Raw genomic sequence first — 23,370 nt, forward strand, 5'->3', positions numbered from 1 at the left:
GCATCGGGAGCGACAGCCGAGGTGGAGGAAGGTGCGCCGATGACGAAGGCAGCTGGTCGGTCGGCGCGGCACAGCGTGTGGCTGGAGGACAGGGCCCGCCGCGGCGGGCGCAGCGGGCAGCCCTCGGGGCTCGACCGGGAGCGGATCACCGAGGCGTCGGTGCGGCTGCTGGACGCGGAGGGCCTCGCCAAATTCTCCATGCGGCGGCTGGCCGCCGAGCTGAACGTCACCGCGATGTCCCTGTACTGGTACGTCGACACCAAGGACGACCTGCTGGAACTCGCCCTGGACGCGACCTACGCCGAGCTGCGCCTGCCCGACCCGGAGAACACCGACGAGGACTGGCGGGAGCAGCTTCGGGAGCTGGCCACCGCGTACCGGACGCTGCTGGTCAGCCATCCCTGGGTGTCCCCGCTGGCCGGGCGCTTCCTCAACATCGGACCCCGGTCGGTGTCCTTCTCCCGCGTGGTCCAGCGGGTCGTCCGGCGGGCGGGGCTGCCCGTGCACGGGGTGACCGGGGCGATCGCGGCCGTCTTCCGGTTCGTGTACGGCCACGGCACGATCGAGGGCCACTTCCTCGCCCGCAGCGCGGACACGGGGCTGAGCCCCGACGAGTACTTCGAGCAGGCCATGGCCGTCGTGGCCGAGGCCCCGGGGACCGCCGAGGTGATGCGGGAGTCCGAGGAGCTCATGGCGGCCCGCGGCGGCGACACGGTGGCCGAGATGATGGAGCGCGACTTCACCTTCGCCCTGGACCTGCTCGTCGCCGGAATCGAGGCGATGGTCGCCCGCGGTTGACTACTCGCCGGGGGCCAGCCGTGCCGGGAAGCCGCCGGTGGCCACCGGGCCCCACCGTTCGGGTGTCACCCGGATGACGGACTTGCCCTGCTTGACCATGGCCTGCCGGTACTCGTCCCAGTCGGGGTGCTCACCGGCGATGTTGCGGTAGTACTCGACCAGGGGCTCCACGGAGTCGGGGAGGTCGACGACCTCGGCGGTGCCGTCGATCTGGACCCAGGGGCCGTTCCAGTCGTCGCTGAGGACGACGAGGCTGACGCGGCTGTCCCGCCGGGCGTTGCGGGTCTTGGCGCGCTCGGGGTAGGTCGACATCACGATCCGGCCGGAGTCGTCGACGCCGCAGGTCAGCGGGGAGGCCTGCGGGTTGCCGTCGGCGCGGCGGGTGATGAGCAGGGCGCGGTGGCGGGGGCGGACGAAGTCCAGCAGCTCGGCCGCCGATACCCGGGTGTTGGACGCGATGTTCGGTGCCATGCAGGCAGCCTAGGCCGAGGAGGCCCCGGTCGGCCTGTCCCTGCCGGGGGCAGGTTCGGCTGATCGGGGCCTCGGGTTGTCACACGGGTCTCGGGGCCCGGGGGTGTCAGGCGGCGGGCAGGGAGTCTCCCTGTACGGCCTGGATGTCCAGTTCCACCCTGAGGGTGGTGCCGATGGCGGCGATGCCGGCCTGGAGGACCTGGTTGTAGTTCATGGCGAAGTCCTCGCGGTGCAGTTCCGCGGTGGCCCGGAACGCGGCCCGGGTGCCGCCCCACGGGTCGGCGCCGGTGCCCAGGTAGGCCAGATCCAGGTCGACGGGGCGTACGACACCGTGCAGGGACAGCTCGCCGTGCACGGTCCAGCGGTCCTGGGCGGCCAGCGTCAGGCCCGTCGACCGGTAGGTGATCTCCGGGTGCCGTTCGACGTCGAGGAAGTCGCCGGAGCGCAGGTGGGTGTCCCGCATGCCGTTGCCGGTGTCGACGGAGGCCGCCCGGATGACCGCCTCCACGCGTGACTTGGCGACATCGTCGGGTGCGATCTCGATCGTGCCGCCGAACTCGGTGAACCGGCCGTGCACGCTGGAGATGCCCAGGTGCTGGGCGACCGCGGCGACGGAGGAGTGCACCGGGTCGATGGTCCAGGGGCCGGGCGGCGGCAGTTCGGTGCCGCCCTGCCGGGTCAGCGTGACCGTGCCGACCTCGGCCCGGCCGCTCGCCGTGACGATCGCGCTGGACGCGGCCGGCGCGTACCCGACGGCGGTCACGATCACCGTGTACGCCCCCGGCGTCAGCTCGGTGGTGTCCCGTACGGCCCCCTCGGCGTCCGCCTCGGCCCGCAGCACCTGCGTGCCGGTCATGTCGGTCACCGTGACGACCGCGTGCGACACGGCCCACCCGTCCCGCGTACGGATCTTCGCGGTCAGTCCCATCCCGTTATCTCCCTGGAAAAGCTCAAAAATCGGTCGTATGAGACCGGCCCGTGGCGGCGCGCCCTCCGCTCAGGGCGCGCGCCGCCACGGGCCGGGGTGCGGACTACTCGCCGGGGTGGGCGAGTTCGATGTCGTGGCCGTCCACCCCGGGGCCGGCCACGGTCAGCGCGGTGGCCACCGGCGGGTAGCCCGTCGCGATGACGGTGTACTCGCCGCTGTCCAGGTCGGTGAAGGCGTACGCGCCGTCGGTGCCGGTGGTGGCGGTGCCGACCACGTTGCCCGCCTGGTCGACCAGGGTGACCCGGGCGTCGGCCAGCGGACCGTGCGGGGCCCGGACGACACCCTGGAGCTGGGCGCCGGCGTCCAGGTCGACCTCGATCCGGGTGACGCCGGTGGCGCCGACCTCGACCGGCAGGGCGCGCGGCCGGAACCCGGCGGCGTTGACCGCGACGGTCACGGTGCCGGGCACCAGGTCGGTGAGGGCGAAGTCGCCCTGCTCGCCGCTGGCGGCGGTGGCCAGCAGGTCTCCGCGCACGTCGGTGACGATCACCATCGCGTCCTTGACCGGCAGCGCGCTCCCGGCGGCCCGGACCACACCGGTCAGCCCGCTGGTGCCGCTGAGCAGGATGTCGTACGACAGGGCGTCCTCGCCCACCACGACGGTGGAGGCCTGCGGCTGGTAGCCGTCGGCGGAGGCGATCAGGACGTACGAGCCGGCGCCCGGGGCGGCCAGCGTGTAGGAGCCGTCGGCCTGCGCGACCGAGCGGCCCAGCTGGCGGCCGGTCAGCGAGATCAGGGTGACGGCGGCCTGCGCGACCGGGGCGCTCTCGGCGCCGCGGACGAAGCCGTGGACCGGGGTGCCGCCGGAGGTACCGGACTCGGCGGCCGAGGCGACGGCCGTCAGCTGCCGGGTGGCGGTCGCCGCGGCCGTGCCGTCGGACGCCGTGCCGTCGGACACCGGAGCTGCGGAGACCGCGGCCGGGACCGGCTCGGTGGCCGGGGCCTGGGCCTCGGCGACGGCGGGAGCGGCGGCCGGGTCGGTCACCGGGGCCTGGGACTCGGCGCCCTGGGCGAGCGCGCCCTTGGTCCTCAGCGGGACCTCCTTGATGAACAGCGTGATCAGGAAGGCGACGGCGGCGAGGCAGCCGGCGATCAGGAAGACGTCGGCTATGCCGTGGCCGTAGGCGCTCTCCATCAGGGTCCGGATGGGGGCCGGCAGCTTGTCCATGTCCGGGATGGTGTCGGTCGAGCCGGAGCCCCCGGCCAGAGCGGCCTGGTACTTGGGGCTGAGGTCGGAGACGCCGTCCTTGACGTAGTCGGTGATCTTGTTCGCCATCACGGCGCCCAGCGCGGAGACGCCGACCGCACCGCCGAGGGAGCGGAAGAAGGTCACCGTGGAGCTCGCCGAACCGAGGTCGGAGGGGGCCACCTGGTTCTGCGTGGCGAGCACCAGGTTCTGCATCATCATGCCGATGCCGAGACCCAGCAGGGCCATGTAGATGGCCATCTTCCAGTAGTCGGTGTCGTACCGGATGCCGCCGAGCAGCAGCAGGCCGGCCGTCACCAGGACGCCACCGCTGACCAGCCACGCCTTCCAGCGGCCGGTACGGGTGATGAACTGACCGGAGACGGTCGAGGAGATGAACAGACCGCCGATCATCGGGATGGTCATGACGCCCGACATGGTCGGGGACTTGTCCCGGGCCAGCTGGAAGTACTGGCTGAAGAACACGGTGCCGGAGAACATCGCGATACCGACGAACAGCGAGGCGAGCGACGCCAGGGTGATCGTGCGGTTCCTGAACAGGCGCAGCGGGATGATCGGCTCGCTCGCCTTGGACTCGACGAGCACGAAGAGCGCGCCGAGGACGATCGAACCGCCGACCATCGCGTAGGTCTGCCAGGAGACCCAGTCGTACTTGTCACCGGCGAAGGTGACCCAGATCAGCAGCAGGGAGACCGCGGCGGCGATGAGGGTCGCGCCGCCCCAGTCGACCTTGACGTCCCGCTTGACCACGGGCAGGTGCAGGGTCTTCTGCAACACGATCAGCGCGATGACCGCGAAGGGGACACCGACGTAGAAGCACCAGCGCCAGCCCAGCCACGAGGTGTCGGTGATGACACCGCCGAGCAGCGGGCCGCCGACGGTGGCGACGGCGAAGGTGGCGCCGAGGTAACCGGAGTAACGGCCGCGCTCACGCGGGGAGATCATCGCCGCCATGACGATCTGCGCCAGGGCGGACAGACCGCCGACGCCGATGCCCTGGAACACCCGGAAGGTGATCAGCATGCCCGGGTTCTGGGACAGCCCGGCCGCCATCGAGGCGACCACGTAGATGATCAGCGCTATCTGGACGAGCGCCTTCTTGCTGTACAGGTCGGCGAGCTTGCCCCACAGGGGAGTGGCCGCGGTCATCGACAGCAGGGCGGCGGTGACCACCCAGGTGTAGGCGGACTGGCCGCCACCGAGGTCCCCGATGATGTGCGGCAGGGCGTTGGAGACGATCGTCGACGACAGGATCGCCACGAACATGCCGAGCAGCAGCCCGGAGAGGGCCTCCATGATCTGCCGGTGCGTCATCGGGGCGTCGCCGTGGGAGCCTCCCCCGTGCTTGGCGTGAGCCCGCACACCGGCTGGTGTGGTCGTTGCCATGTGCTTCCTTTTCTTACGTGCTTGCGGGTGTACGGGTGGTCTCTTCGAGTACGGGTGCGGGGAGCCGCGGCACGGACCGGCAGTCACCGAAGGACGCGCGCAGTCGCGTCATCAGCCGGATCAGCTGGGCGACCTCCTCGTCGGTCCAGTCGGCCAGCCGCTCGGCCAGCAGATGCGTGGTCCGCCGGGACAGCTCGTCCAGCTGCTCCAGACCCTCGGGCGTCAGGCGCAGGATGCGCGAGCGCTTGTCCGCGGGGTCCGGGTGCCGTTCGATCCAGCCGCGTGCCGCCACGTGTGCGACATGCCGGCTGGTGACCGACATGTCCACGGCGAGCAGCTCCGCGAGCTTGCTCATGCGCATGTCGCCGTGGCGGCCGAGCAGAGTCAGCACGGCGGCCGAGCCGGCCGGGCAGTCGGGCGGCAGGATGCGCCCCATGTCCCGCTTCACGGCTCCGACGGCACTGAGCTGACGCGCCAGCTCTTCAAACTGCGCCTGCCCGGCCATCACACCTCCCGTATTCGTTGCTTGAAGCAACCATAAGGGTGCTTGGTTGCTGAAGGCAAACAAATGGATGGTTGAAGGCGCAAAAAATTGGCAAAGACAAGTATTGCTGGCGTAAATCCGCAGGTGAGTTCGGGGACAGTGCCCATCTCCCCGTGGAGCCCTGCCGGCAGGCCCCCGCTTGGGCCGCGGGGCGTGACTTCGCTAAGGTCTCGGGCCATGGCTAACACCCAGGGCCCCCAGGGCAATTACGACCCCGCCGGCAACACCCAGATGTTCCGCGCGTTCGTCGACGAGGCTCCACAGGGCCGACAGCAGCAGGCGGCCCCCTCGGGCCCCCGGATCGGCCTGATCATCGGAATCGTCGTGGCGCTCGTCGTGGTGGCGGGAGTCGCCTGGCTGGCGCTCAAGTAACGCCGGCGGGACCCGCTGACCCGGACGAACCCGTCCCGCGTCCGCCGGGGACCCGCTGACCCGGATGGACCCGTCCGGCGTCCGTCGCGCGTCCGGCGCCCTCCGGTCGATGCCGAGCGCGCAATGACGTACGCCCGTCCGGACTGCCGGACTGCCGGACTGCCGGAGACCGGCGGCGCGTACCTCCTCAGGTGTCCGGCCCACCCCGGCTGCCCGGCCCACCGCCGCAGAGCGTCCTCGTCCTACCGCCGTAACCGGCGTCGCGGCCGGGTGGCCGGCGGGGCGCGGGCTCGTCCCGGACGGACGACGGCCGCCGACGCGGCCATGACGGCGCTTCGGCGGCCACGCGTATCCGTCGTACGCGTCGTCGTCCCTGTGACCCCACCCGGTCCCGGCTCGCGTCGCCGACGGCTGTCGTGACGGGAGCCCGGCGGGCGGTGGCCGGGTCAGTCCGAGATCAGGCCCTCGCGGAGCTGGGCCAGCGTCCGGGTCAGCAGCCGGGAGACGTGCATCTGGGAGATGCCGACCTCCTCGCCGATCTGCGACTGGGTCATGTTGGCGAAGAAGCGCAGCATGATGATCTGCCGCTCCCGGGGCGGGAGTTTGGCCAGCAGCGGCTTGAGGGACTCGCGGTACTCGACGCCCTCCAGCGCGGTGTCCTCGTAGCCGAGCCGGTCGGCCAGGGAGCCCTCGCCGCCGTCGTCCTCGGGGGCCGGCGAGTCGAGGGAGGACGCGGTGTAGGCGTTGCCGACCGCGAGGCCGTCGACGACGTCCTCCTCGGAGACGCCGAGCACGGCGGCCAGTTCCGTCACCGTGGGCGAGCGGTCCAGCTTCTGCGACAGGTCGTCGCTGGCCTTGGTGAGCGCCAGGCGCAGCTCCTGGAGGCGGCGCGGGACGCGCACCGACCAGGACGTGTCGCGGAAGAAGCGCTTGATCTCACCGACGACGGTCGGCATCGCGAACGTCGGGAACTCCACGCCCCGTTCGCAGTCGAACCGGTCGATCGCCTTGATCAGGCCGATCGTGCCGACCTGGACGATGTCCTCCATCGGCTCGTTGCGCGAGCGGAACCGCGCTGCCGCGTAGCGCACCAGCGGCAGGTTCAGCTCGATGAGGGTGTCTCGTACGTAGCCCCGCTCGGGACTGTGCTCGTCCAGCGCGGCGAGGCGCAGGAAGAGGGAGCGGGACAGGGTGCGGGTGTCGAGGTTCGCCGTGGCCGGCATGGCCGGGACAGCTTCGGCGGCCGGGGCGGCGGCCGGGGACGGCACGGCTTCGAGGGCCGTGACACCCTCGAAGCCGTCGAGGACGTCGAGAGCGTCGAGCTCCTTGGGCGCTGCCTCGCTCAGCGTGGGCGTCAGCACCTTCGAGCTGCCCTGGTCTGCGGACATGCCACCCCCTTTGGGTCGCGGGACGGTCGCGGCCGCGTCCTTCCCGAGCGACGCAGCCTTCACCTGAATACCGGAGCCGAAGCCTCGGCAAACGCGCTTCCCGCAGAATGTCACATGTCGGCAACGCGCTGTAGTGACATGTCGACATGTGAGAACCGAATACGCCCTGCACATAGGGCGTCTGACAGTGTGTCGGGCCGCAACTGTCGGCAACAGCCCTGGTGAGGGATTCGCTCGCGCCGGTTACGGATCGCTCGGATATGCGATGCAGGGCCATCCGGGGCGTGCTTCCGTGCGCCTGCTGTGCAACCACCGCCGTCCGTGGTGCGACGGTTCGGCGGACGTGGAGTCCGTGGGGCTACGCCTCGATCCGATTCGCGGAACGCAGCCGCTGGAAGCTGCGGGCGAGCAACCGCGAGACATGCATCTGGGAGACGCCGAGTTCCGCGCTGATCTGGGACTGGGTGAGATTGCTGTAGTAGCGCAGCAGGAGGATGCGCTGTTCGCGCTCGGGGAGCTGGACGAGGAGGTGGCGGACCAGGTCGCGGTGCTCCACGCCGTCCAGCGCCGGGTCCTCGTAGCCGATCCGGTCGAGCAGCCCGGGCATCCCGTCGCCCTCCTGCGCGGCCTCCAGCGAGGTGGCGTGGTACGAGCGTCCCGCCTCGATGCAGCTCAGCACCTCCTCCTCGCTGATCCGCAGCCGGTCGGCGATCTCGGCGGTGGTCGGTGAGCGGCCGTGCAGCGTGGTCAGGTCCTCGGTCGCGCTGTTGACCTGCACCCACAGCTCGTGCAGCCGGCGGGGGACGTGGACCGTGCGGACGTTGTCCCGGAAGTACCGCTTGATCTCGCCGACCACGGTCGGCATGGCGAAGGTCGGGAACTGCACGCCCCGGTCCGGGTCGAAGCGGTCGATGGCGTTGATCAGGCCGATGGTGCCGACCTGGATGACGTCCTCCATCGGCTCGTTGCGGGAGCGGAAACGGGCGGCGGCGTAGCGCACGAGCGGGAGGTTCGCCTCGATCAGCGCTCCCCGTACGCGGTGGTGCTCCGGCGTGCCCGGGGTCAGCGTCTTCAGCTCGGCGAACAGCACCTGGGTGAGAGCCCGGGTGTCCGCGCCCCGGCGCCTCTCGGGGGCCGGCGGAGGCGGAGCGGGTGCCTCCTCCTGGGGCGGCGCACTACTGGCCGACACGGTCAACGCCACCTCTTCACGGTCAATCATCCGTCAAAAGCGGTCATAGCATCACAAGACAGGTGCACTGTGCGCAAGCACCGCGTAACACCGTGTTGTGCTCAAATAAAGACAAGTTGGGGCCCCAGACGCGGGAAAGCCCCCCGCTGTTCCAGCGGGGGGCTTCTGCGGGGAAGGGCTCAGAACTCGTAGTCGGCGATCACCCACGTGGCGAACTCGCGCCACAGCGCGACGCCCGCCTGATGGGCCGGATGCTCCAGGTAGCGCCGGAGGGCGTCGGTGTCCTCGACGGCCGAGTTGATCGCGAAGTCGTAGGCGATCGGCCGGTCGCTGATGTTCCAGGCGCACTCCCAGAACCGCAGCTCCTCGATCTGCCCGCCGAGCGCCCGGAAGGCCTCGACGCCCGCGACCACGCGCGGATCGTCGCGGCCGACGCCGTCGTTGAGCCTGAAGAGGACCAGATGGCGGATCATGGGAGGTACCTCAGCCCTTTCCTCCGTGGGCGAGCCAGGTCATGAAGTCGCCTATGGCTCTGGCCGCGTCCGAGATGCCCTCGAAGCCTATCTGCACGTAGTCGGCCGCCTTGGCCGGGTCCGTGATGATCACGTACAGCGCGAAGACCACGAGCGCGTACACGGCGATCTTCTTGGCGTTCACCGCCATCGCGGCCTCCCCTGTGCCAGTGCCCCGAGGGCCCCCTGCTGCCGGCCGCGAGTGTAACCTCCGCGCCTTCTTCCACCGCCAAGAGCCCGCCGGTGCGGCGCGGTTGCCCCGGAACACAAAGAAGGCCCCGCCGTTCGGCGGGGCCTTTCCCTGAGCGGTAGCGGAGGGATTTGAACCCTCGGTGACTTGCGCCACACTCGCTTTCGAGGCGAGCTCCTTCGGCCGCTCGGACACGCTACCGAGGGAGACCCTACAGCACACCGCGGCCCGGTTCGAAATCGGAATTCAGCGGTCCCGGAAGAACCCGGTGAGGAGCCCGGCGCACTCCGCCGCGAGGACGCCCTCGATGACCTCCGGACGGTGATTGAGCCGCCGGTCGCGCACCACGTCCCACAGCGAACCGGTCGCGCCCGCCTTCTCGTCCCGGGCGCCGTACACCACCCGGTCCACCCGGGACTGGACCAGCGCGCCGGCGCACATCGTGCACGGCTCCAGGGTGACGACCAGGGTGCAGCCGGTCAGCCGCCACTCCCCGAGCCGGGCCGCGGCCCGCCGGATCGCGAGGACCTCCGCGTGGGCCGTGGGATCACCGGTGGCCTCGCGCTCGTTGTGCCCGGCCGCCAGTACGGTCGTACCGTCCGGGGACAGCATGACCGCGCCGACGGGGACGTCCCCGCCCCGGGCGGCCAGTCCGGCCTCGTCCAGGGCGAGCCGCATCGCGGCCCGCCAGGGGTCGCGGACCGGGTCCGGTGTGTCCCGCGGGTCCTGGATCGCGGTCAGCGGACGGTCTCCAGCACCTCCGAGGCGCCCAGGGCCTCGGCGATCGTGTTCAGCGCGTCGTCGGCGTCCAGCGCGCGCAGCTCCTTCTCGCCGATGCCCAGGTCGTCCAGGATCTCCCTGTCGCCCACCGGGCTGTGCGGCACCGAGTCGGCGCCGGGGGTGCCTTCCTCCTCCTCGGCGTCGTCGTCGGAGTCGCCGTCCTCCGTGCCGTCGAGGTCCAGGGAGTCCAGGTCCACGACGTCGTCCGAGCCGGGCTCCCGGCCGAGCAACTCGTCGGTGAGCAGCAGCTCGCCGTACGCGCTGCGCCGGGCGGCGGCGGCGTCCGAGACGTAGATGCGAGGGTCCTCCTCGCCGTCCACGCGGACGACTCCGAACCAGGAGTCCTCCTGCTCGATCAGGACGAGCACCGTGTCCTCGTCGGGAGAGGCTTCCCGGGCCAGGTCGGCCAGATCCGACAGGGTTTCCACATCGTCGAGCTCTGTGTCGCTCGCTTCCCACCCGTCTTCGGTGCGCGCGAGCAGTGCGGCGAAGTACACCGTGACTCTCCCACTGGTCATAGGCGTGCCGGTTGGGGGTTCCCCCGGCGGAGGTACGTGGGAGGGGAGAGCCTGGGCTCCGAGCCCCACCCACTCGGAATCGTGGCAGAAACAAGGCGTCCAGGGGACGTCTTCGGCCCCCTGTGTCTGGCTGTTTCGATCGCGATCAGCGATCGGTCCACCAGTGCGCTCATTGCCGCCACCTGCGGATCGTACGCGGCTTTCCCCGCGCTCACGCATGCCCGCCACCCCGACACCGGCGCGGGCGCGGATCTTCCGCACTCCGGACGGCCGCACCGGCCCCGGCCTGCGCGGCTCCGTCCGTCCGGCCCGCCTACCGGCGGAACGTTCGCATCCGCATCGCGTGGCGCAATCGGGCGACCTTGGCGCGCCTCGGCTGGACCCGGGCACGCAGTTCCCGGGCCTCGGCGAGATCGCGCAGGAACTGGGCGCGGCGGCGCCGGCGGTCGGCCGCGCTCTCGGGCGCGTCGGGATCGGTCTGTGCGGACCCCTTCCCGGAGCCGGCCGCACCGCCGGTGGCCCCGAAGGCGTCCGCACGCTTGTCAGGCAGGTCAGACACGTCACACCACCCCTGTCCGTCCTTCCCACCTTCCCCCGGACGGCCGGTTTGACGCCAGCGTGAGGGAGCGCGCGGCGCAGGTACCGTTAGGGCATGCGTCTCCACGTCGTCGACCACCCCCTGGTCGCCCACAAGCTCACCACGCTGCGCGACCAGCGCACCGATTCCGCGACCTTCCGGCGACTCGCCGACGAACTGGTCACCCTGCTCGCCTACGAGGCCACGCGGGATGTACGCACCGAGACGGTCGCCATCCGGACGCCGGTCGCGCAGACCACCGGCGTCAAGCTCGCCCGTCCCCGCCCGCTGGTGGTGCCGATCCTGCGCGCCGGTCTGGGCATGCTGGACGGCATGGTCCGGCTGCTGCCGACCGCCGAGGTGGGCTTCCTGGGCATGATCCGCAACGAGGAGACGCTGGAGGCCTCCACGTACGCCTCGCGCATGCCCGAGGACCTGTCGGGCCGCCAGGTGTACGTCCTGGACCCGATGCTGGCCACGGGCGGCACGCTGGTCGCGGCGATCCGGGAGCTGATCAGGCGCGGCGCCGACGACGTCACGGCGGTCGTCCTGCTGGCCGCTCCCGAGGGCGTCGAGGTCATGGAACGCGAACTGGCCGGCACGCCGGTCACGGTCGTCACGGCGGCCGTGGACGACCACCTCAACGAGCACGGATACATCATCCCGGGTCTGGGTGACGCGGGGGACCGGCTGTACGGCGCGGCCGAGTAGGCACCGCGCGGGGTACGAGCGCGGCACGAGGGCTGGGCGGGGCGGGTACTACTGCGCCGCGCAGCCCTTCTTCGTCCTGGCCGAAGGTGAGGCCGGGGCGGCGGACGCGGGTGCGCTCAGCCTGGTCAGGGCCTGGTCGGCGGACGCCTGCCGGGTCAGGCCCTTGAACGCGTCCCCGATGACCAGGTCGAGGTCGGCGCCCTTGCGTCCCGCGTCGGTGCGCAGGTCGGCACCGCCGAGCTGGGTGCCGAGCACCCGCAGCGAGGTGTCCCGCGCGGCCGCGGGGCCGAGGAGCAGCCCCGTGCCCTTGACCTTCTTGTCGAACTGCTTGGGTGCGTTGCCCACGGCACCGATGCGGAAGCCCCGTTTGCGCAACTGGTCCGCGGTGTCCTTGGCGAGTCCGGTGCGCGGGGTGGCGTTGTAGACGTTCACCGTGATCCGGCCGGGCGCGGGCAGTGCCTCGACCCGGGCCGCCGGGGCCGCCGCGGCCTTCAGCCGGCAGTCCGCCGCGGAACCGGCCGCCGGGTTCCTGTCGCCGGAGAACACGTCGATGAGCTGCAAGGTGCCCCAGCCGGTCAGGCCGAGCGCCGCTGCCGACGCCACCACGACGGCCACGAGCCTGACGCGCCGACGGGGCGGACGCATCCGCGGGTATGTGTCCCCCGTGATGCGGTACCGGCCGCCCATGCCGGGCGGAGTCAGCATGCTCATGAACGCAGCGTAGTGCGCCCGGGCGGCGATGCCTATCAGATGATCAGCTGATGCCGTCCGGGGAACCCGAAAGGGGCAACGGCCGTGTCGCCCCGGGTCAGCCCAGTTCGAGCACGCGAGCGTGCAGCACCTGGCGCTGCTGGAGGGCGGCGCGGACCGCGCGGTGCAGGCCGTCCTCCAGATACAGGTCGCCCTGCCACTTCACTACGTGCGCGAAGAGGTCGCCGTAGAACGTCGAGTCCTCCGCCAGCAGGGTCTCCAGATCGAGCTGCTGCTTGGTGGTGACGAGCTGATCGAGGCGGACCGGGCGCGGCGCGACGTCCGCCCACTGCCGGGTGCTTTCCCGGCCGTGGTCGGGGTACGGCCGGCCGTTTCCGATGCGCTTGAAGATCACACGGAAAGCCTACCGGTCAAGACGTTCCGGGCGCAGCCATGGTGGCCGAGTGCAACGCTTGAAAAGATGGAACAAATCAGGCGAACGGGCTAGTAGGGGGACGGGAGCGGGGGCCGAGTGGCAGTGGCACCGCGCCGTCCGCCGGCCCGCAGGAGCCCGCCGGACGGCCCGCAGGAGCCTGCGGGATCGTTCCTCCGGGGGGCGCGGAAGGCCGGCGCGCGGACGTTGTGCACAGGCTGTGGACGGTGAGCCGGCCTGCGAGGGGGTGAGGGCGTGTGCATGATCGGCCTCTTACTTCTTCCTCGCCTTCATCTCCTGTTTGTACGCGCGGACCTTGGCCAGCGAGTCCGGGCCGGTGATGTCGGCGACGGAGCGGAAGGAGTCCGGCTCGCCGTAGGGGCCGGCGGCCTCGCGCCAGCCCTCGGGGGTGACCCCGAGCTGCTTGCCGAGCAGGGCCAGGAAGATCTGCGCCTTCTGCTTCCCGAACCCCGGCAGGTCCTCCAGCCGCCGCCGCAGCTCGGCCCCGCTGCCGGCGTCCCGCCAGAGCGCCTCGGCGTCCCCGCCGTAGTGCTCGACGAGGTACTGGCACAGCTGCTGCACCCGCTTGGCCATCGAGCCCGGATAACGGTGCACCGCGGGCTTCTCGGCGAGCACCGCGGCGAACGCCTCCGGGTCCGCCGCCGCGATCTCGTGCGCGTCCAGCTCCTCGGTGCCGAGCCGGTCCGCGATGGTTCGGGGGCCCTTGAACGCCCACTCCATCGGGATCTGCTGATCGAGCAGCATCCCGGTCAGCGCGGCCAGCGGGGAGCGCCCCAGCAGCGCGTCGGCCGCGGGCTCCTGGGCGAGGTGCAGGGTGACATCCATGGGTCGATGATCCCGCGCGGTCTCTCAGTCCGCGCGCCAGTACCCCAGCGCGTGCACCCGCTGCTTCGGCACGCCCAGTTCCCCGCGGACGTAGCCCGCGAGCGCCCGGGTCGTCGCCGTGTCACAGGCGATCCACACATACGGGTGGGGGCTGCCGGCGAGGACGGCGGGCAGTTCGGCGCGGACCCGCTCCACCAGGTGGGCGCCCGCGTCCCGGCGCGGCACCGGCCGTATCGCGTGGGGGCCCCGTCCGGCCGGGCCGGGCAGTCCCGCCGGGTCCCCCTCGAACCAGGCGGTCGCCGGGACGGAAGGCAGCGCGCCCAGCAGGGAGTTGACGGCGGGCAGGGAGGCCGGGTCGCCGATCGCGACGAGGTGCGAAGGCGTGGGGTCCGGGTACCGGAACCCGGTGCCCTGCACGGTGGCCCCGACGGTGTCGCCGGGGCGCGCGGCCCGCGCCCAGTCGGAGGCCCGGCCCTCGTGCAGCGCGAACTCCAGGCCGAAGGTGCCGGCGGCCGGGTCGGGGTCGACCAGGGTGTAGGCGCGCTGGTGCGGCCGGCCGGCGTTCGCGAACCACAGCCGTACCCACATCGTGGGGTGGACGCCGGCCGCGGCGAGGAGGCCGCCGTCGCTCAGCCGGAGCCGCCGGTAGTGCGGGGTGACGTCCTCCGCCTCTAGGACCGTGCAGCGGAAGTCCTTGCCGCCGAGCAGCCTGAGCAACGTGCCTTCCCAACCCCGCCCCTGCCCCATGACCCCTCCGCCGCTCGCGTACGATTCCCGCTGATAATTAGGTCAGGCTAACCTAAGAGGGAGGTGTTCCGGGTGACCACCGAGACCTACCGCGACGCCTGGGGCATTCCCCACCTGCGCGCGTCCGGCGTCCGCGAACTCGCCCACGCCCAGGGCAGGGTCACCGCCCACGACCGGGCCTGGCAGCTGGAGGTCGAACGGCACCGCGCGCAGGGCACCTCGGCCGCCTTCCTCGGCGCCCCGGCCGTCTCCTGGGACGTCCTCGCCCGCCGTGCCCGGCTGGACGACACCGCCCGCCGCTGCTTCGCCGCCCTGGAACGCCGGGACCCCGGGACGGCGGACTGGGTCCGGGCGTACGTCGACGGTGTCAACGCGGGCCTGCCCGCGGGCGCCCGCCGCGCCCCCGAGTTCACCCGCACCGGTCTGGCACCCGGCCGGTGGCAGCCCTGGACCCCCCTCGGCATCTGGCTCGCCACCCACCTCCTCTTCGCCGGCTTCCCCGCCAAGCTCTGGCGCGAGCACGCGATACGCCACCTCGGCCCCGACGCCGTCGGCCTGTTCGCCACCGACGGCCCGGGCACCGCCGGCAGCAACGGCTGGCTCCTCACCGGCGAGCGCACCGCCACCGGCCACGCCCTCATCGCCGGCGACCCCCACCGCTTCATCGAGGACCCCGGCGTCTACCAGCAGATCCGCCTCTCCTGCCCCGACTTCGATGTCGTCGGCCTCGCCGTCCCCGGGGTCCCCGGCATCGCCCACTTCGGCCACACCGGAACCGTCGCCTGGGCCATCACCAACGCCATGGCCGACTACCAGGACCTCTACCGCGAACGCCTGCGCCGCACGGGCACCGGCGTCGAGGCCCTCTCACCGGACGGCACCTGGCACCGCGCCGCCCGCCACACCGAGACCGTCGAGATCGCCGGCGGACACCCGCTCGTACTGGAGATCGTCGAGACCGCCCGGGGCCCGGTCATCGTGGGCGGCCCGGACGGCCCGGACGGCCGGGACGGGGCACACGGGCCCGAGGCCGCCGACGGCGGGGCCGTACCGCCGGGGCCGCTCACCCCCGCCGGTGAGAGCCGTACGGGCACGTCGGAGCGCCGCACGGCCGGTCCGGGCGGGAGCGTCGGGGCCGCCGAGGGTGTGGCCGAGGCGCTCGCCCTCCGCTGTCCGCCCCGGGTCACCGAGGACCTCGGTTTCGGCGCCCTCCTCCCCCTCCTCCGCTCCCGCACCGTCCGCGACGTCGACAGGGCCCTGGACGCCTGGGCCGAACCGGTCAACGTCGTCCACGCCGCCGACACCGAGGGAGGCACCCTGCACCGCGTCGCCGGCCGCGTCCCCCTGCGCGCCGAGGCCAACCGCGTCCACCCGGTCCCCGCCTGGAGTCCCGGTCACGCATGGCGGGGCACGCACGAGACGCCGTACGCCGCCCCGGACGACGGCATCGCGGTGATGGCGAACGAACGCGGGCTCGCCGCCCCCCTCGGCGTCGAGTTCGCCCCACCGCACCGCGCCGCCCGCATCCGCGCCCTCCTCGAGGCGCGCCGCACCTGGACCGCCGACGACATGGCCGCGATCCACACGGACACCCACCTCGCCTCCGCCGGCCCGCTCCTGGACCACGTCGCCGCCCTCACCGCCCTCACCCCCGCCGCGGCCGGCCTCCGCGACCGCCTCCTGGCCTGGGACCGCCGCATGGAGGCGGACAGCACGGACGCGGCGGTGTACGCGGCGGTGCGGGGTGCGGTCGTCCGCCACCTCGCCGCGCACCCCGTCCTCGCCCCGCTCGGCGAGCCCCCGGCCTACCCGGACGTCCTGCTCCCATGGCTCGCCCTGGTCCCCCGCGTCGGCCACGCCCTGGAACACCTGCTGCGCGCCGGGAGCCTGTACGGCATCGACCGCGCCGCGGCCGTCCGTGCGGCCCTGGAGGAGATCGCCGCCGCACCTCCCACCGGGCCCTGGTCCGCCACCCACCGGCTGGCTCCCTGGAGGGCGCTGCCGGCGGACCCGCCCCCCGGCCCCGACACGCCCGGCCCGGGCCTCGCCGGTGACCACGACTGCGTGCTCTGCACCTCGTCCCTCCCCGGTCTCACCGACCACTGCGCCCGCGGGCCGGCCGCCCGCTACGTCTGGGACCTGGCCGACCGCGACAACAGCCGCTGGGTGGTCCCCTTCGGCGCCGACGGCGTCCCCGGCGCCGCCCACCACCGCGACCAGCTCCCCCTGTGGCTCGGGGGAGACCTCGCCCCGGTCGTCACCGACTGGACCCTGCTCACCCCGGAGGAGACCGATGACTGACCTGCACGTCCAGCACATCGACGGTTACGGCACCGTCCGCGTCCGCCCCCTCGACCCGGACGGCGACGCGGGCCTCGTCCACGCCTGGGTGAGCGAGGAACGCGCCGCGTTCTGGGGCATGAACGGCCTGTCCGAGGCCCAGGTCGCCGAGATCTACGGGCACCTGGCCACCCTCGACACCCACCACGCCTACCTCGTCACCAAGGACGGCCGGCCGGCCGCACTCCTCCAGACGTACGAACCGGCCGCCGACCGCGTGGGCGAGTGCTACGACGTCCGCCCCGGCGACCTCGGCCTGCACATCCTCCTCGCCCCCGCCGGCCCCGCAGGCCCGCACCCCGGCTGGACGTCGGCCCTGCTGACGGCGGTGACGGCGTTCGCGCTCCAGGTCCTGGACCGGCAGCGGATCGTGGCCGACCCGGACGTCCGCAACACCAAGGCGCTCGCCCGCCTCGCACGCCAGGGTTTCCGCCGCGGCCCCGCGGTCGTCCTCCCCGAGATCGACCTGCCCGACGTGTACCTGCCGGAGAAGCACGCCCAACTCGCCTTCCTCGACCGGGCGGTGGCCCTCCCCGGATGACGACGCCCGAAAAGCGCCCCTGACGGCGTCCCGGCCCGGTGAGCAGACGGGCGTTTCTTCCCGTACCCCTACCGAGGCACCGGCACTGGTGCACGTGGTCGTGGGGACGGAGGCTGACGACGGTGCTGCGCGACGGACCCCGGCGACCGGCGCGGCGGCACACCCGAAGTGCCACGAGGCGCCCGCTCCCGGCGCTCCTGCTGCTCCCGGCGCTCCTGCTCGCTCTCCTGCCGGGCCTGGTGCTGGGCACGGCCGCCCCCGCCTCCGCGCACGCCGTCCTGCGCGCCTCGGACCCCGCCGACGGAACGGTCCTGCGCACGGCCCCCCGCCACGTCACCCTCACCTTCACCGAGTCGGTCGGCCTGCTGACCGACTCCTTCCGCGTGTACGACCCCCGCAACCACCGGCTCCGCACCGGCCCCGCCGGCCACGCGCCCGGCTCTTCCGACACGGCCCGCGTGTCCCTGCCCGCCCGGCTGGCCACCGGCACGTACACGGTCGCCTGGCGGGTGGTGTCGGCCGACAGCCACCCGGTGTCCGGCGCCCTCACCTTCTCGGTCGGCGAGCGCACGGCGGCCCCGGTGGCCCCGCCCCCGGAGCGCACGGAGAACGGGGCGACCACCGCCCTGCACACCATCGCCCGCTACCTCGCCTACCTCTCCCTCGCCCTGCTCCTGGGCACGGCCGCGTTCGTGGCGTACTGCCGTCCGCCGGAGACGGCCCACCTGCGCGCCCCGGCCCTGGCCGCCGTGGTCACGCTCGTCCTGTCCACCGTCGCGCTGTACCTCCTGCGCGCCCCCTACGAGGAGGCGGCCTCCCCGGCGACCGCCCTCGAACTCTCCGGCCTGACCCACACGGCGACGACCCGCCCGGGGCAACTACTCCTGACCCGGCTGGCGCTGCTGCTGCCGGCCGCGGTGGCCGTGGCCCTGCCGGGAACCCGCCGGGTCCGGCTCCCGCGCCGTGCCGGTCTCGCGGCGGCCGCGGTCCTCGCCGTCGCCCTGTCCCTGACCTGGCCGGCGTCCGACCACGCCTCGGCGGGCATCCAGGTCCCGGCCGCGATCGTCTCCGCCACCCTGCACCTGCTGGCCATGGCGGCCTGGCTCGGCGGCCTGGCCGCCCTCCTGTGGACGTTCCGGCACACCACGGCGCCGGGCGGCCTGCCGGCGACGGTCCCGGCCCGCTTCTCCCGCCTGGCCGCCGTCTCGGTGACGGTCCTGGCCCTGACCGGCGTCTACCAGTCCTGGCGGGGCCTCGGCTCCTGGCAGGCGCTGACGGACACGACGTACGGCCGTACCCTCCTGGCCAAGCTCGCCGCGGTCGCCGCGCTCCTCCTGGCGGCGGCCTGCTCACGCACCTGGACCGCCCGCCTCACCCGGGCCGCCACCCCCGCCCGCGCACGCGTGCCCGAACCGGCCACGGGCCCCCCGCTGCCCCCGGAACCCCCGGAGCCCGCCCCCGCCGTCCCACTCCACCTGCTGCGGCGCTCGGTGCTGGCGGAGGCGACGGTCGCCCTGCTGGTCCTGGCCCTGACCACACTCCTGACCAGCACCGAGCCCGGCCGCGCGGCGACCGGGTCCGCGCCGGCCGGCGCCCCGGTGACGGCCGGCATCCCCTCGGCATCCGTCACCACCATCCCCTTCGACACCGGCGCCCCCGGGGGCCGGGGCACGGTCCAGATCACCCTGGACCCCGGCCGCGTCGGCACCGGTTCCGTCCAAGCGGTGGTCTACGGCGCCGACGGCGGCCTCTCCACCGTCCCCGGACTCCGCGTCACCCTCACGCTCCCGTCCCGGCACCTGGGCCCCCTGGACACGCGCGTCACCGACCGCGGCGGTTACTGGTCCGCCCCCTCCTTCACCCTGCCCCTGCCCGGCACGTGGACGATGAAGGCGACGGTCCGCGTCTCTGACCTCGACCAGGTGACGGTGACGGCACCGCTACGGGTGACGCGCTAGCCGCTTCGGCTCGGCAGGGCAGGCAGCGGCTGCCTGGGGGGCCGAAGCGCACGCAGGAGTGCGCACGCAGGAGTGCGCACGCAGGAGTGCAAGGGCGTCAACGGGGGCCTGGACCGCGGCCAGAACTCACGCGGTCACGCAGGAGGATGAGCGAGACGAGACGGGACGGCGCGGGCGCGCGAATCCGTCACCCTCCACCCGGACCAGCACCGGAAGATCGGCGGGGAGCGCCGCTCCCCGGGCAACCTGGTCAGCACGGTGCGGCTGTTCACCGCCGTACGGTGGGCGCGGCACCACGCGGTGGATCGTCATGGGGCGCGGCGGCACGCCGTCCGACGTCGCGGAGGAGACCGGAGTCGCCGGGCAGGAGGTAGCGGCCGGCCGCCTGTGGAGGCGGGCCGCACCGGGCCGGCGGCCGCGCGAGGCGCTCGGGTGGGGCTAGGCCGCCGCGCGCCGCGCCACGCGCATGTCGGGGACACTGTCAGGGCCCTGGTCCTCGGCATCCTCGGTCCAGAGCGTCTCGTCCTCCCCGAAGTCCGGGGCCTGGAAGGGGTTCGTCGCCGGACGCGGCGAGCCCGCGGTGGAACTGCTGGGCTGGCCTTCCGGAGCGGAGAACAGCGACGTGGGTTCGATGAGAGGTCTCTCTTTCGTTACGGGCCCCTGTCGGGGCCCGGCGTGCCGTGCCCGGGCACGGCGGTCTACAGCTTGGTCATCTTGGCGTACGGGCTCAGGATCCGCATCTGCGCAGAGCCGAAATCGACGAGGACCGCGATTCCTTCCTCGACGCCGATCACGCGGCCGAGGCCGTACATGTCGTGTGTGACCTGGTCGCCCACGGCGAAATGCTTGGGAGCCGGTGCGGCCGGGGCCTTGAAGGGGCTGGTCGGCAAGTGACGCTTGGGTGCAGCAGGCTTTGTCATTGTCCCCAGTATGCGCCCAAGTGGCTCCGGTCCGCTGCGGCCGTACACATCCGTTATCAAGGCGGGGGTCCGGCCGGCACCGGCCGTGCGGGGGCGGGATGCGACCGCCCCGCCCGTGACCTGCGCCTTCCACGGCCAGGCGGCTGCCGGCCGAGGTGACCGCCGGACCTCGGGTCGTTTCCGACATCCGGCCCCGGCTGGTTCCGGTGTCCCGCCTCGCTCGTTCCGGCGTGCCGCGTCGGATCCTCTCGGCGTCCGGCGTCCGGCGTCGATCGTCCCCGCTCCCTCGGCCGGACGGGCAACGCCGAAGGGCCCCACCGTGAACGGTGGGGCCCTTCGACATCGTGCCCGGTGAGGCACTGGCGGAGGATACGAGATTCGAACTCGTGAGGGGTTGCCCCCAACACGCTTTCCAAGCGTGCGCCCTAGGCCTCTAGGCGAATCCTCCGCCGCAAACATTACATGACCGTGGGGGGTGCTCACGAACCCGTTCCCGCGGGCCCGCACCGGGTACTGACCGCGGGCCCGCATCGGGTACTGTGGGCGCAGCCCCTCACGCGGCGCTATCTGACTGAACTCCCCCAGGGCCGGAAGGCAGCAAGGGTAGGTCGGCTCTGGCGGGTGCGTGGGGGGCGCTTGCGTTCCCGGGTCCGCGTTCCCGAGGTCTGCGTTCAGGTCCGCGCTCCTGAAGTCCGCGTTCCCGGGGTCTGCGGGCGGAGCCCGTTGTCGGTGGGCGCCATTAACCTCGTAAGCGTGTCGTCTCTCGCGCTGTACCGCCGCTACCGACCGGAGACCTTTGCCGAGGTCATCGGGCAGGAGCATGTCACCGACCCGTTGCAGCAGGCGCTGCGGAACAACCGGGTCAATCACGCGTACCTGTTCAGCGGTCCCCGGGGATGCGGCAAGACGACCAGCGCGCGCATCCTCGCCCGTTGCCTGAACTGCGAGCAGGGTCCCACCCCCACCCCGTGCGGCACCTGCCAGTCCTGCCAGGACCTGGCCCGCAACGGACCGGGTTCGATCGACGTCATCGAGATCGACGCCGCTTCCCACGGAGGCGTGGACGACGCCCGTGACCTGCGCGAGAAGGCCTTCTTCGGCCCCGCCGGCAGCCGGTACAAGATCTACATCATCGACGAGGCCCACATGGTCACGTCGGCCGGCTTCAACGCCCTGCTGAAGGTCGTCGAGGAGCCGCCCGAGCATCTGAAGTTCATCTTCGCGACCACCGAGCCCGAGAAGGTCATCGGCACGATCCGGTCGCGTACGCACCACTACCCCTTCCGGCTCGTCCCCCCGGGCACCCTGCGGGAATACCTCGCCGAGGTGTGCCGGCGAGAGGACATCCCGGTCGCGGACGGCGTGCTGCCGCTGGTCGTGCGCGCCGGTGCCGGGTCCGTGCGTGACTCCATGTCCGTCATGGACCAGCTGCTCGCCGGCGCCGGGGCGGAGGGTGTGACATACGCCATGGCCACGTCCCTCCTCGGATACACGGACAGCTCCCTGCTCGACTCCGTGGTCGAGGCCTTCGCCACGGGCGACGGGGCCGCCGCCTTCGAGGTCGTCGACCATGTCATCGAGGGGGGCAACGATCCGCGGCGGTTCGTCGCCGACCTGCTGGAGCGGCTGCGGGACCTGGTCATCCTCGCCGCGGTGCCGGACGCCTTGGAGAAGGGGCTCATCGACGCCCCGGCCGACGTCCTGGAGCGCATGCAGGCCCAGGCCGGCACCTTCGGCGCCGCCGAGCTGAGCCGCGCCGCCGACCTCGTCAACGAGGGTCTCACCGAGATGCGCGGCGCCACCTCGCCCCGCCTGCAGCTGGAACTGATCTGCGCCCGCGTGCTGCTGCCCGCCGCCTACGGCGACCAGCGGTCGCTGATGGCCCGCCTCGACCGCATCGAGCGCGGCGTCCAGTTCTCCGGCGGCGCCGGCGCGCCCGCCATGGGCTACGCCCCGGGTCCGGAAGCCCACGGCGCGGCCCTCGCGGGCGCCGGTGCGGTGGCCGTGCCGCCCGGCGGCGGCCCCGCGGCGGCCCGCGCGGCCGTACGGGGGGGAGGTCCGGGTTCTCCCGCGGATCCGGCCGCCGCGGACGGGCCTGAGGCCGCTGCCGCGCCCACGGCCCCTGCTCCGGCGCCCGCCCCGGTTCCCACCCCGGCCCCCACGCCCACCCCGGCTCCGGCCCAGGCCGCCGTCTCCGCACCCGCCGCCCAGGCCCCGGCGCCACCGCCGGCCGCCCCGGCCCCCGGCGCCTGGCCCACCGCGGCCACCGCCGGTGGCGGCAGGCGTCCCGGTGGCTGGCCGACGGCCGCCGCTCCGGCGGAGGCCGGGCCGGGCCAGGGTGCCGGCCCGGCGGCCCCCGCCCAGCCGCAGCCCCAGCCGAGCCGGGCCGCGCCCGCACCGGCGGCCCCGGCGCCCGCCCCTGCCGGCGGCCCCGACCCGCGCTCGCTCTGGCCCAACATCCTGGAGGCCGTGAAGAACCGCCGCCGCTTCACCTGGATCCTGCTCAGCCAGAACGCCCAGGTGACCGGCTTCGACGGCACCACGCTCCAGCTCGGCTTCGTCAACGCCGGTGCCCGTGACAACTTCGCCGGCAGCGGCAGCGAGGACGTGCTGCGGCAGGCGCTGACCGAGCAGTTCAACGTGCACTGGAAGATCGAGGCGGTCGTCGACCCGTCCGGTGGCGGCTCCGCCCCGGCAGCCCCGGGCGGCCCGTCCGGCTACGGCGGCGGTGGCTACGGCGGCGCTCCCACGGCCGGCCACGGCGGCGCCCCCGGCGGTGGCTACGGCGCACCGGCCGCCGCCCCCCGCCCCGCGGCGCCCCAGGCCCCCGCCGCCCCGCACAGCGCGTCCGCCGCGCCCGCCCCTGCTCCCCGGCCGGTGGCCGCCCCCGAACCACGGTCCGTCGCCCCCGAGGACGACACCCCCGAGGACGACGACCCGGACCTGGACGAGTCGGCACTCTCCGGCCACGAGCTGATCGTGCGGGAACTGGGAGCGACGGTGGTGGAGGAAATCGCCAACGAGTGACAGGCCGCTCCCCGGTCGAGCCGCGGTACGGCACTCCCGGGTGACGGTCGCCCGGGGTGCCGCGTGCCCCGCCGGCTGAGCGGAGGCCCCGGGTGACGGGCCCGGACCGTCGAGTGACGGGTCGGCCCGCCGAACGACACCTCGCCTCGCCGGCTGACGGACCGCCCCGGCCGGTGACGCCCGGCGCCGCCGGATGCCGCGCCGCCCCGGGCGACGGGTCCGTCCGGGGGGTGTCTG

General features: G+C 73.2%; 23 protein-coding genes, 2 tRNA genes and 1 other RNA gene. 8 read left to right on the forward strand and 18 right to left on the reverse strand.

The genetic code is table 11. From position 1 onward, the window contains the following. Positions 1 to 39: 39 nt before the first annotated feature. A complete protein-coding gene (locus ACGFT1_RS10950) occupies positions 40 to 798 on the forward strand; it encodes a TetR/AcrR family transcriptional regulator (RefSeq protein WP_373908679.1) in 759 nt (252 codons plus the stop codon). On the opposite strand, the gene ACGFT1_RS10955 is transcribed toward ACGFT1_RS10950, so the two are convergent. From ACGFT1_RS10955 to ACGFT1_RS10970, 4 genes are all read right to left on the reverse strand, one after another. After that, the gene (locus tag ACGFT1_RS10955; protein ID WP_373908680.1) at positions 799 to 1,269 is read right to left on the reverse strand and encodes a PPOX class F420-dependent oxidoreductase; all 471 of its coding nucleotides are present in this window, start codon (positions 1,267 to 1,269) and stop codon (positions 799 to 801) included. 106 nt (positions 1,270 to 1,375) lie between these two features. Next, a complete protein-coding gene (locus ACGFT1_RS10960; protein ID WP_373908681.1) occupies positions 1,376 to 2,197 on the reverse strand; it encodes a YceI family protein in 822 nt (273 codons plus the stop codon). 103 nt (positions 2,198 to 2,300) lie between these two features. Further along, the gene (locus ACGFT1_RS10965; RefSeq protein ID WP_373908682.1) at positions 2,301 to 4,850 is read right to left on the reverse strand and encodes an MFS transporter; all 2,550 of its coding nucleotides are present in this window, start codon (positions 4,848 to 4,850) and stop codon (positions 2,301 to 2,303) included. A gap of 13 nt (positions 4,851 to 4,863) precedes the next feature. After that, on the reverse strand, positions 4,864 to 5,355 hold the full coding sequence (locus tag ACGFT1_RS10970) for a MarR family winged helix-turn-helix transcriptional regulator (protein ID WP_373908683.1): 492 nt from the start codon (positions 5,353 to 5,355) through the stop codon (positions 4,864 to 4,866). Positions 5,356 to 5,571: 216 nt separating this feature from the next. Between ACGFT1_RS10970 and ACGFT1_RS10975 the strand changes: the two genes are divergently transcribed. Beyond that, positions 5,572 to 5,766, forward strand: coding sequence for a hypothetical protein (locus ACGFT1_RS10975; RefSeq protein ID WP_356819260.1), 195 nt, complete (start codon positions 5,572 to 5,574; stop codon positions 5,764 to 5,766). A 446-nt stretch (positions 5,767 to 6,212) separates the two neighbouring features. Here ACGFT1_RS10975 and ACGFT1_RS10980 read toward each other — a convergent pair whose 3' ends face one another. The 8 genes from ACGFT1_RS10980 to ACGFT1_RS11015 all read right to left on the reverse strand — a co-directional run bounded on the left by ACGFT1_RS10980 (position 6,213) and on the right by ACGFT1_RS11015 (position 10,902). Beyond that, on the reverse strand, positions 6,213 to 7,154 hold the full coding sequence (locus ACGFT1_RS10980) for an RNA polymerase sigma factor SigF (protein WP_373908684.1): 942 nt from the start codon (positions 7,152 to 7,154) through the stop codon (positions 6,213 to 6,215). A gap of 358 nt (positions 7,155 to 7,512) precedes the next feature. Then, positions 7,513 to 8,373 (reverse strand): RNA polymerase sigma factor SigF, encoded by an 861-nt coding sequence (locus ACGFT1_RS10985; RefSeq protein WP_373908685.1) that lies wholly within the window; start codon positions 8,371 to 8,373, stop codon positions 7,513 to 7,515. Between the two features lie 149 nt (positions 8,374 to 8,522). Beyond that, complete coding sequence (locus ACGFT1_RS10990) at positions 8,523 to 8,816, reverse strand: Dabb family protein (RefSeq protein ID WP_373908686.1); 294 nt, start codon at positions 8,814 to 8,816, stop codon at positions 8,523 to 8,525. Positions 8,817 to 8,826: 10 nt separating this feature from the next. After that, a complete protein-coding gene (locus tag ACGFT1_RS10995; protein WP_373908687.1) occupies positions 8,827 to 9,006 on the reverse strand; it encodes a hypothetical protein in 180 nt (59 codons plus the stop codon). Positions 9,007 to 9,161: 155 nt separating this feature from the next. After that, positions 9,162 to 9,246: transfer RNA gene (locus tag ACGFT1_RS11000), tRNA-Ser, on the reverse strand. 45 nt (positions 9,247 to 9,291) lie between these two features. Then, positions 9,292 to 9,723 carry a tRNA adenosine(34) deaminase TadA gene (gene tadA / locus ACGFT1_RS11005; RefSeq protein WP_373908688.1) on the reverse strand — a complete coding sequence of 144 codons (432 nt, stop codon included), beginning with the start codon at positions 9,721 to 9,723 and terminating at the stop codon, positions 9,292 to 9,294. A 59-nt stretch (positions 9,724 to 9,782) separates the two neighbouring features. Next, the gene (locus ACGFT1_RS11010; RefSeq protein WP_373908766.1) at positions 9,783 to 10,322 is read right to left on the reverse strand and encodes a hypothetical protein; all 540 of its coding nucleotides are present in this window, start codon (positions 10,320 to 10,322) and stop codon (positions 9,783 to 9,785) included. 334 nt (positions 10,323 to 10,656) lie between these two features. Beyond that, positions 10,657 to 10,902: a hypothetical protein gene (locus ACGFT1_RS11015; protein ID WP_373908689.1), complete on the reverse strand. Its 246-nt coding sequence runs from the start codon at positions 10,900 to 10,902 to the stop codon at positions 10,657 to 10,659. Between the two features lie 93 nt (positions 10,903 to 10,995). Here ACGFT1_RS11015 and upp point away from each other — a divergent pair, with 93 nt between their 5' ends. Continuing rightward, on the forward strand, positions 10,996 to 11,631 hold the full coding sequence (gene upp / locus ACGFT1_RS11020; RefSeq protein ID WP_373908690.1) for a uracil phosphoribosyltransferase: 636 nt from the start codon (positions 10,996 to 10,998) through the stop codon (positions 11,629 to 11,631). 48 nt (positions 11,632 to 11,679) lie between these two features. Here the strand turns inward: upp and ACGFT1_RS11025 are convergent, their stop codons facing one another. From ACGFT1_RS11025 to ACGFT1_RS11040, 4 genes are all read right to left on the reverse strand, one after another. After that, positions 11,680 to 12,342, reverse strand: coding sequence for a LytR C-terminal domain-containing protein (locus ACGFT1_RS11025; protein WP_373908691.1), 663 nt, complete (start codon positions 12,340 to 12,342; stop codon positions 11,680 to 11,682). A 97-nt stretch (positions 12,343 to 12,439) separates the two neighbouring features. Continuing rightward, positions 12,440 to 12,736 (reverse strand): type II toxin-antitoxin system VapB family antitoxin, encoded by a 297-nt coding sequence (locus ACGFT1_RS11030; protein ID WP_003986294.1) that lies wholly within the window; start codon positions 12,734 to 12,736, stop codon positions 12,440 to 12,442. A 291-nt stretch (positions 12,737 to 13,027) separates the two neighbouring features. Further along, positions 13,028 to 13,600: an HhH-GPD-type base excision DNA repair protein gene (locus ACGFT1_RS11035; protein ID WP_373908692.1), complete on the reverse strand. Its 573-nt coding sequence runs from the start codon at positions 13,598 to 13,600 to the stop codon at positions 13,028 to 13,030. A gap of 24 nt (positions 13,601 to 13,624) precedes the next feature. Then, a complete protein-coding gene (locus ACGFT1_RS11040; protein ID WP_373908693.1) occupies positions 13,625 to 14,347 on the reverse strand; it encodes a siderophore-interacting protein in 723 nt (240 codons plus the stop codon). Between the two features lie 72 nt (positions 14,348 to 14,419). Here ACGFT1_RS11040 and ACGFT1_RS11045 point away from each other — a divergent pair, with 72 nt between their 5' ends. From ACGFT1_RS11045 to ACGFT1_RS11055, 3 genes are all read left to right on the forward strand, one after another. Next, complete coding sequence (locus ACGFT1_RS11045) at positions 14,420 to 16,648, forward strand: penicillin acylase family protein (protein ID WP_373908694.1); 2,229 nt, start codon at positions 14,420 to 14,422, stop codon at positions 16,646 to 16,648. After that, entirely contained in the window at positions 16,641 to 17,228 is a 588-nt protein-coding gene (locus ACGFT1_RS11050) for a GNAT family N-acetyltransferase (RefSeq protein WP_373908695.1), read from the forward strand. The genes ACGFT1_RS11045 and ACGFT1_RS11050 overlap by 8 nt, the downstream gene beginning before the upstream one ends. A gap of 122 nt (positions 17,229 to 17,350) precedes the next feature. Beyond that, positions 17,351 to 19,186: a copper resistance CopC/CopD family protein gene (locus ACGFT1_RS11055; RefSeq protein WP_373908696.1), complete on the forward strand. Its 1,836-nt coding sequence runs from the start codon at positions 17,351 to 17,353 to the stop codon at positions 19,184 to 19,186. A 698-nt stretch (positions 19,187 to 19,884) separates the two neighbouring features. Here ACGFT1_RS11055 and ACGFT1_RS11060 read toward each other — a convergent pair. Both ACGFT1_RS11060 and ACGFT1_RS11065 read right to left on the reverse strand, forming a co-directional pair. After that, positions 19,885 to 20,106 (reverse strand): hypothetical protein, encoded by a 222-nt coding sequence (locus ACGFT1_RS11060; protein ID WP_121788003.1) that lies wholly within the window; start codon positions 20,104 to 20,106, stop codon positions 19,885 to 19,887. A 360-nt stretch (positions 20,107 to 20,466) separates the two neighbouring features. Continuing rightward, a tRNA-Ser gene (locus ACGFT1_RS11065) sits at positions 20,467 to 20,554 on the reverse strand. Between the two features lie 96 nt (positions 20,555 to 20,650). On the opposite strand from ACGFT1_RS11065, the gene ffs reads away from it, so the two are divergent. Further along, an RNA gene (ffs, locus tag ACGFT1_RS11070) (signal recognition particle sRNA small type) lies at positions 20,651 to 20,749 on the forward strand. 110 nt (positions 20,750 to 20,859) lie between these two features. After that, positions 20,860 to 23,133, forward strand: coding sequence for a DNA polymerase III subunit gamma and tau (locus ACGFT1_RS11075; protein ID WP_373908697.1), 2,274 nt, complete (start codon positions 20,860 to 20,862; stop codon positions 23,131 to 23,133). The last annotated feature ends 237 nt before the right edge of the window (positions 23,134 to 23,370 follow it).

The organism is Streptomyces sp. Y20 (genome assembly GCF_043195475.1).
In the GTDB taxonomy this organism is placed as follows: Bacteria; Actinomycetota; Actinomycetes; order Streptomycetales; family Streptomycetaceae; genus Streptomyces.

Bases quoted from the DNA above. Each gene is read 5' to 3' on its own strand.
- ACGFT1_RS11025 (WP_373908691.1), bottom strand. From the start codon at position 12,342: ATGAGCATGCTGACTCCGCCCGGCATGGGCGGCCGGTACCGCATCACG.
- ACGFT1_RS11035 (WP_373908692.1), bottom strand. From the start codon at position 13,600: ATGGATGTCACCCTGCACCTCGCCCAGGAGCCCGCGGCCGACGCGCTG.
- ACGFT1_RS10975 (WP_356819260.1), top strand. From the start codon at position 5,572: ATGGCTAACACCCAGGGCCCCCAGGGCAATTACGACCCCGCCGGCAAC.
- ACGFT1_RS10950 (WP_373908679.1), top strand. From the start codon at position 40: ATGACGAAGGCAGCTGGTCGGTCGGCGCGGCACAGCGTGTGGCTGGAG.
- ACGFT1_RS10965 (WP_373908682.1), bottom strand. From the start codon at position 4,850: ATGGCAACGACCACACCAGCCGGTGTGCGGGCTCACGCCAAGCACGGG.
- ACGFT1_RS10990 (WP_373908686.1), bottom strand. From the start codon at position 8,816: ATGATCCGCCATCTGGTCCTCTTCAGGCTCAACGACGGCGTCGGCCGC.
- ACGFT1_RS11040 (WP_373908693.1), bottom strand. From the start codon at position 14,347: ATGGGGCAGGGGCGGGGTTGGGAAGGCACGTTGCTCAGGCTGCTCGGC.
- ACGFT1_RS10980 (WP_373908684.1), bottom strand. From the start codon at position 7,154: ATGTCCGCAGACCAGGGCAGCTCGAAGGTGCTGACGCCCACGCTGAGC.
- tadA (WP_373908688.1), bottom strand. From the start codon at position 9,723: ATGCGGCTCGCCCTGGACGAGGCCGGACTGGCCGCCCGGGGCGGGGAC.
- upp (WP_373908690.1), top strand. From the start codon at position 10,996: ATGCGTCTCCACGTCGTCGACCACCCCCTGGTCGCCCACAAGCTCACC.
- ACGFT1_RS10970 (WP_373908683.1), bottom strand. From the start codon at position 5,355: ATGGCCGGGCAGGCGCAGTTTGAAGAGCTGGCGCGTCAGCTCAGTGCC.
- ACGFT1_RS10985 (WP_373908685.1), bottom strand. From the start codon at position 8,373: ATGATTGACCGTGAAGAGGTGGCGTTGACCGTGTCGGCCAGTAGTGCG.
- ACGFT1_RS10995 (WP_373908687.1), bottom strand. From the start codon at position 9,006: ATGGCGGTGAACGCCAAGAAGATCGCCGTGTACGCGCTCGTGGTCTTC.
- ACGFT1_RS10960 (WP_373908681.1), bottom strand. From the start codon at position 2,197: ATGGGACTGACCGCGAAGATCCGTACGCGGGACGGGTGGGCCGTGTCG.
- ACGFT1_RS11050 (WP_373908695.1), top strand. From the start codon at position 16,641: ATGACTGACCTGCACGTCCAGCACATCGACGGTTACGGCACCGTCCGC.
- ACGFT1_RS11060 (WP_121788003.1), bottom strand. From the start codon at position 20,106: ATGACAAAGCCTGCTGCACCCAAGCGTCACTTGCCGACCAGCCCCTTC.
- ACGFT1_RS10955 (WP_373908680.1), bottom strand. From the start codon at position 1,269: ATGGCACCGAACATCGCGTCCAACACCCGGGTATCGGCGGCCGAGCTG.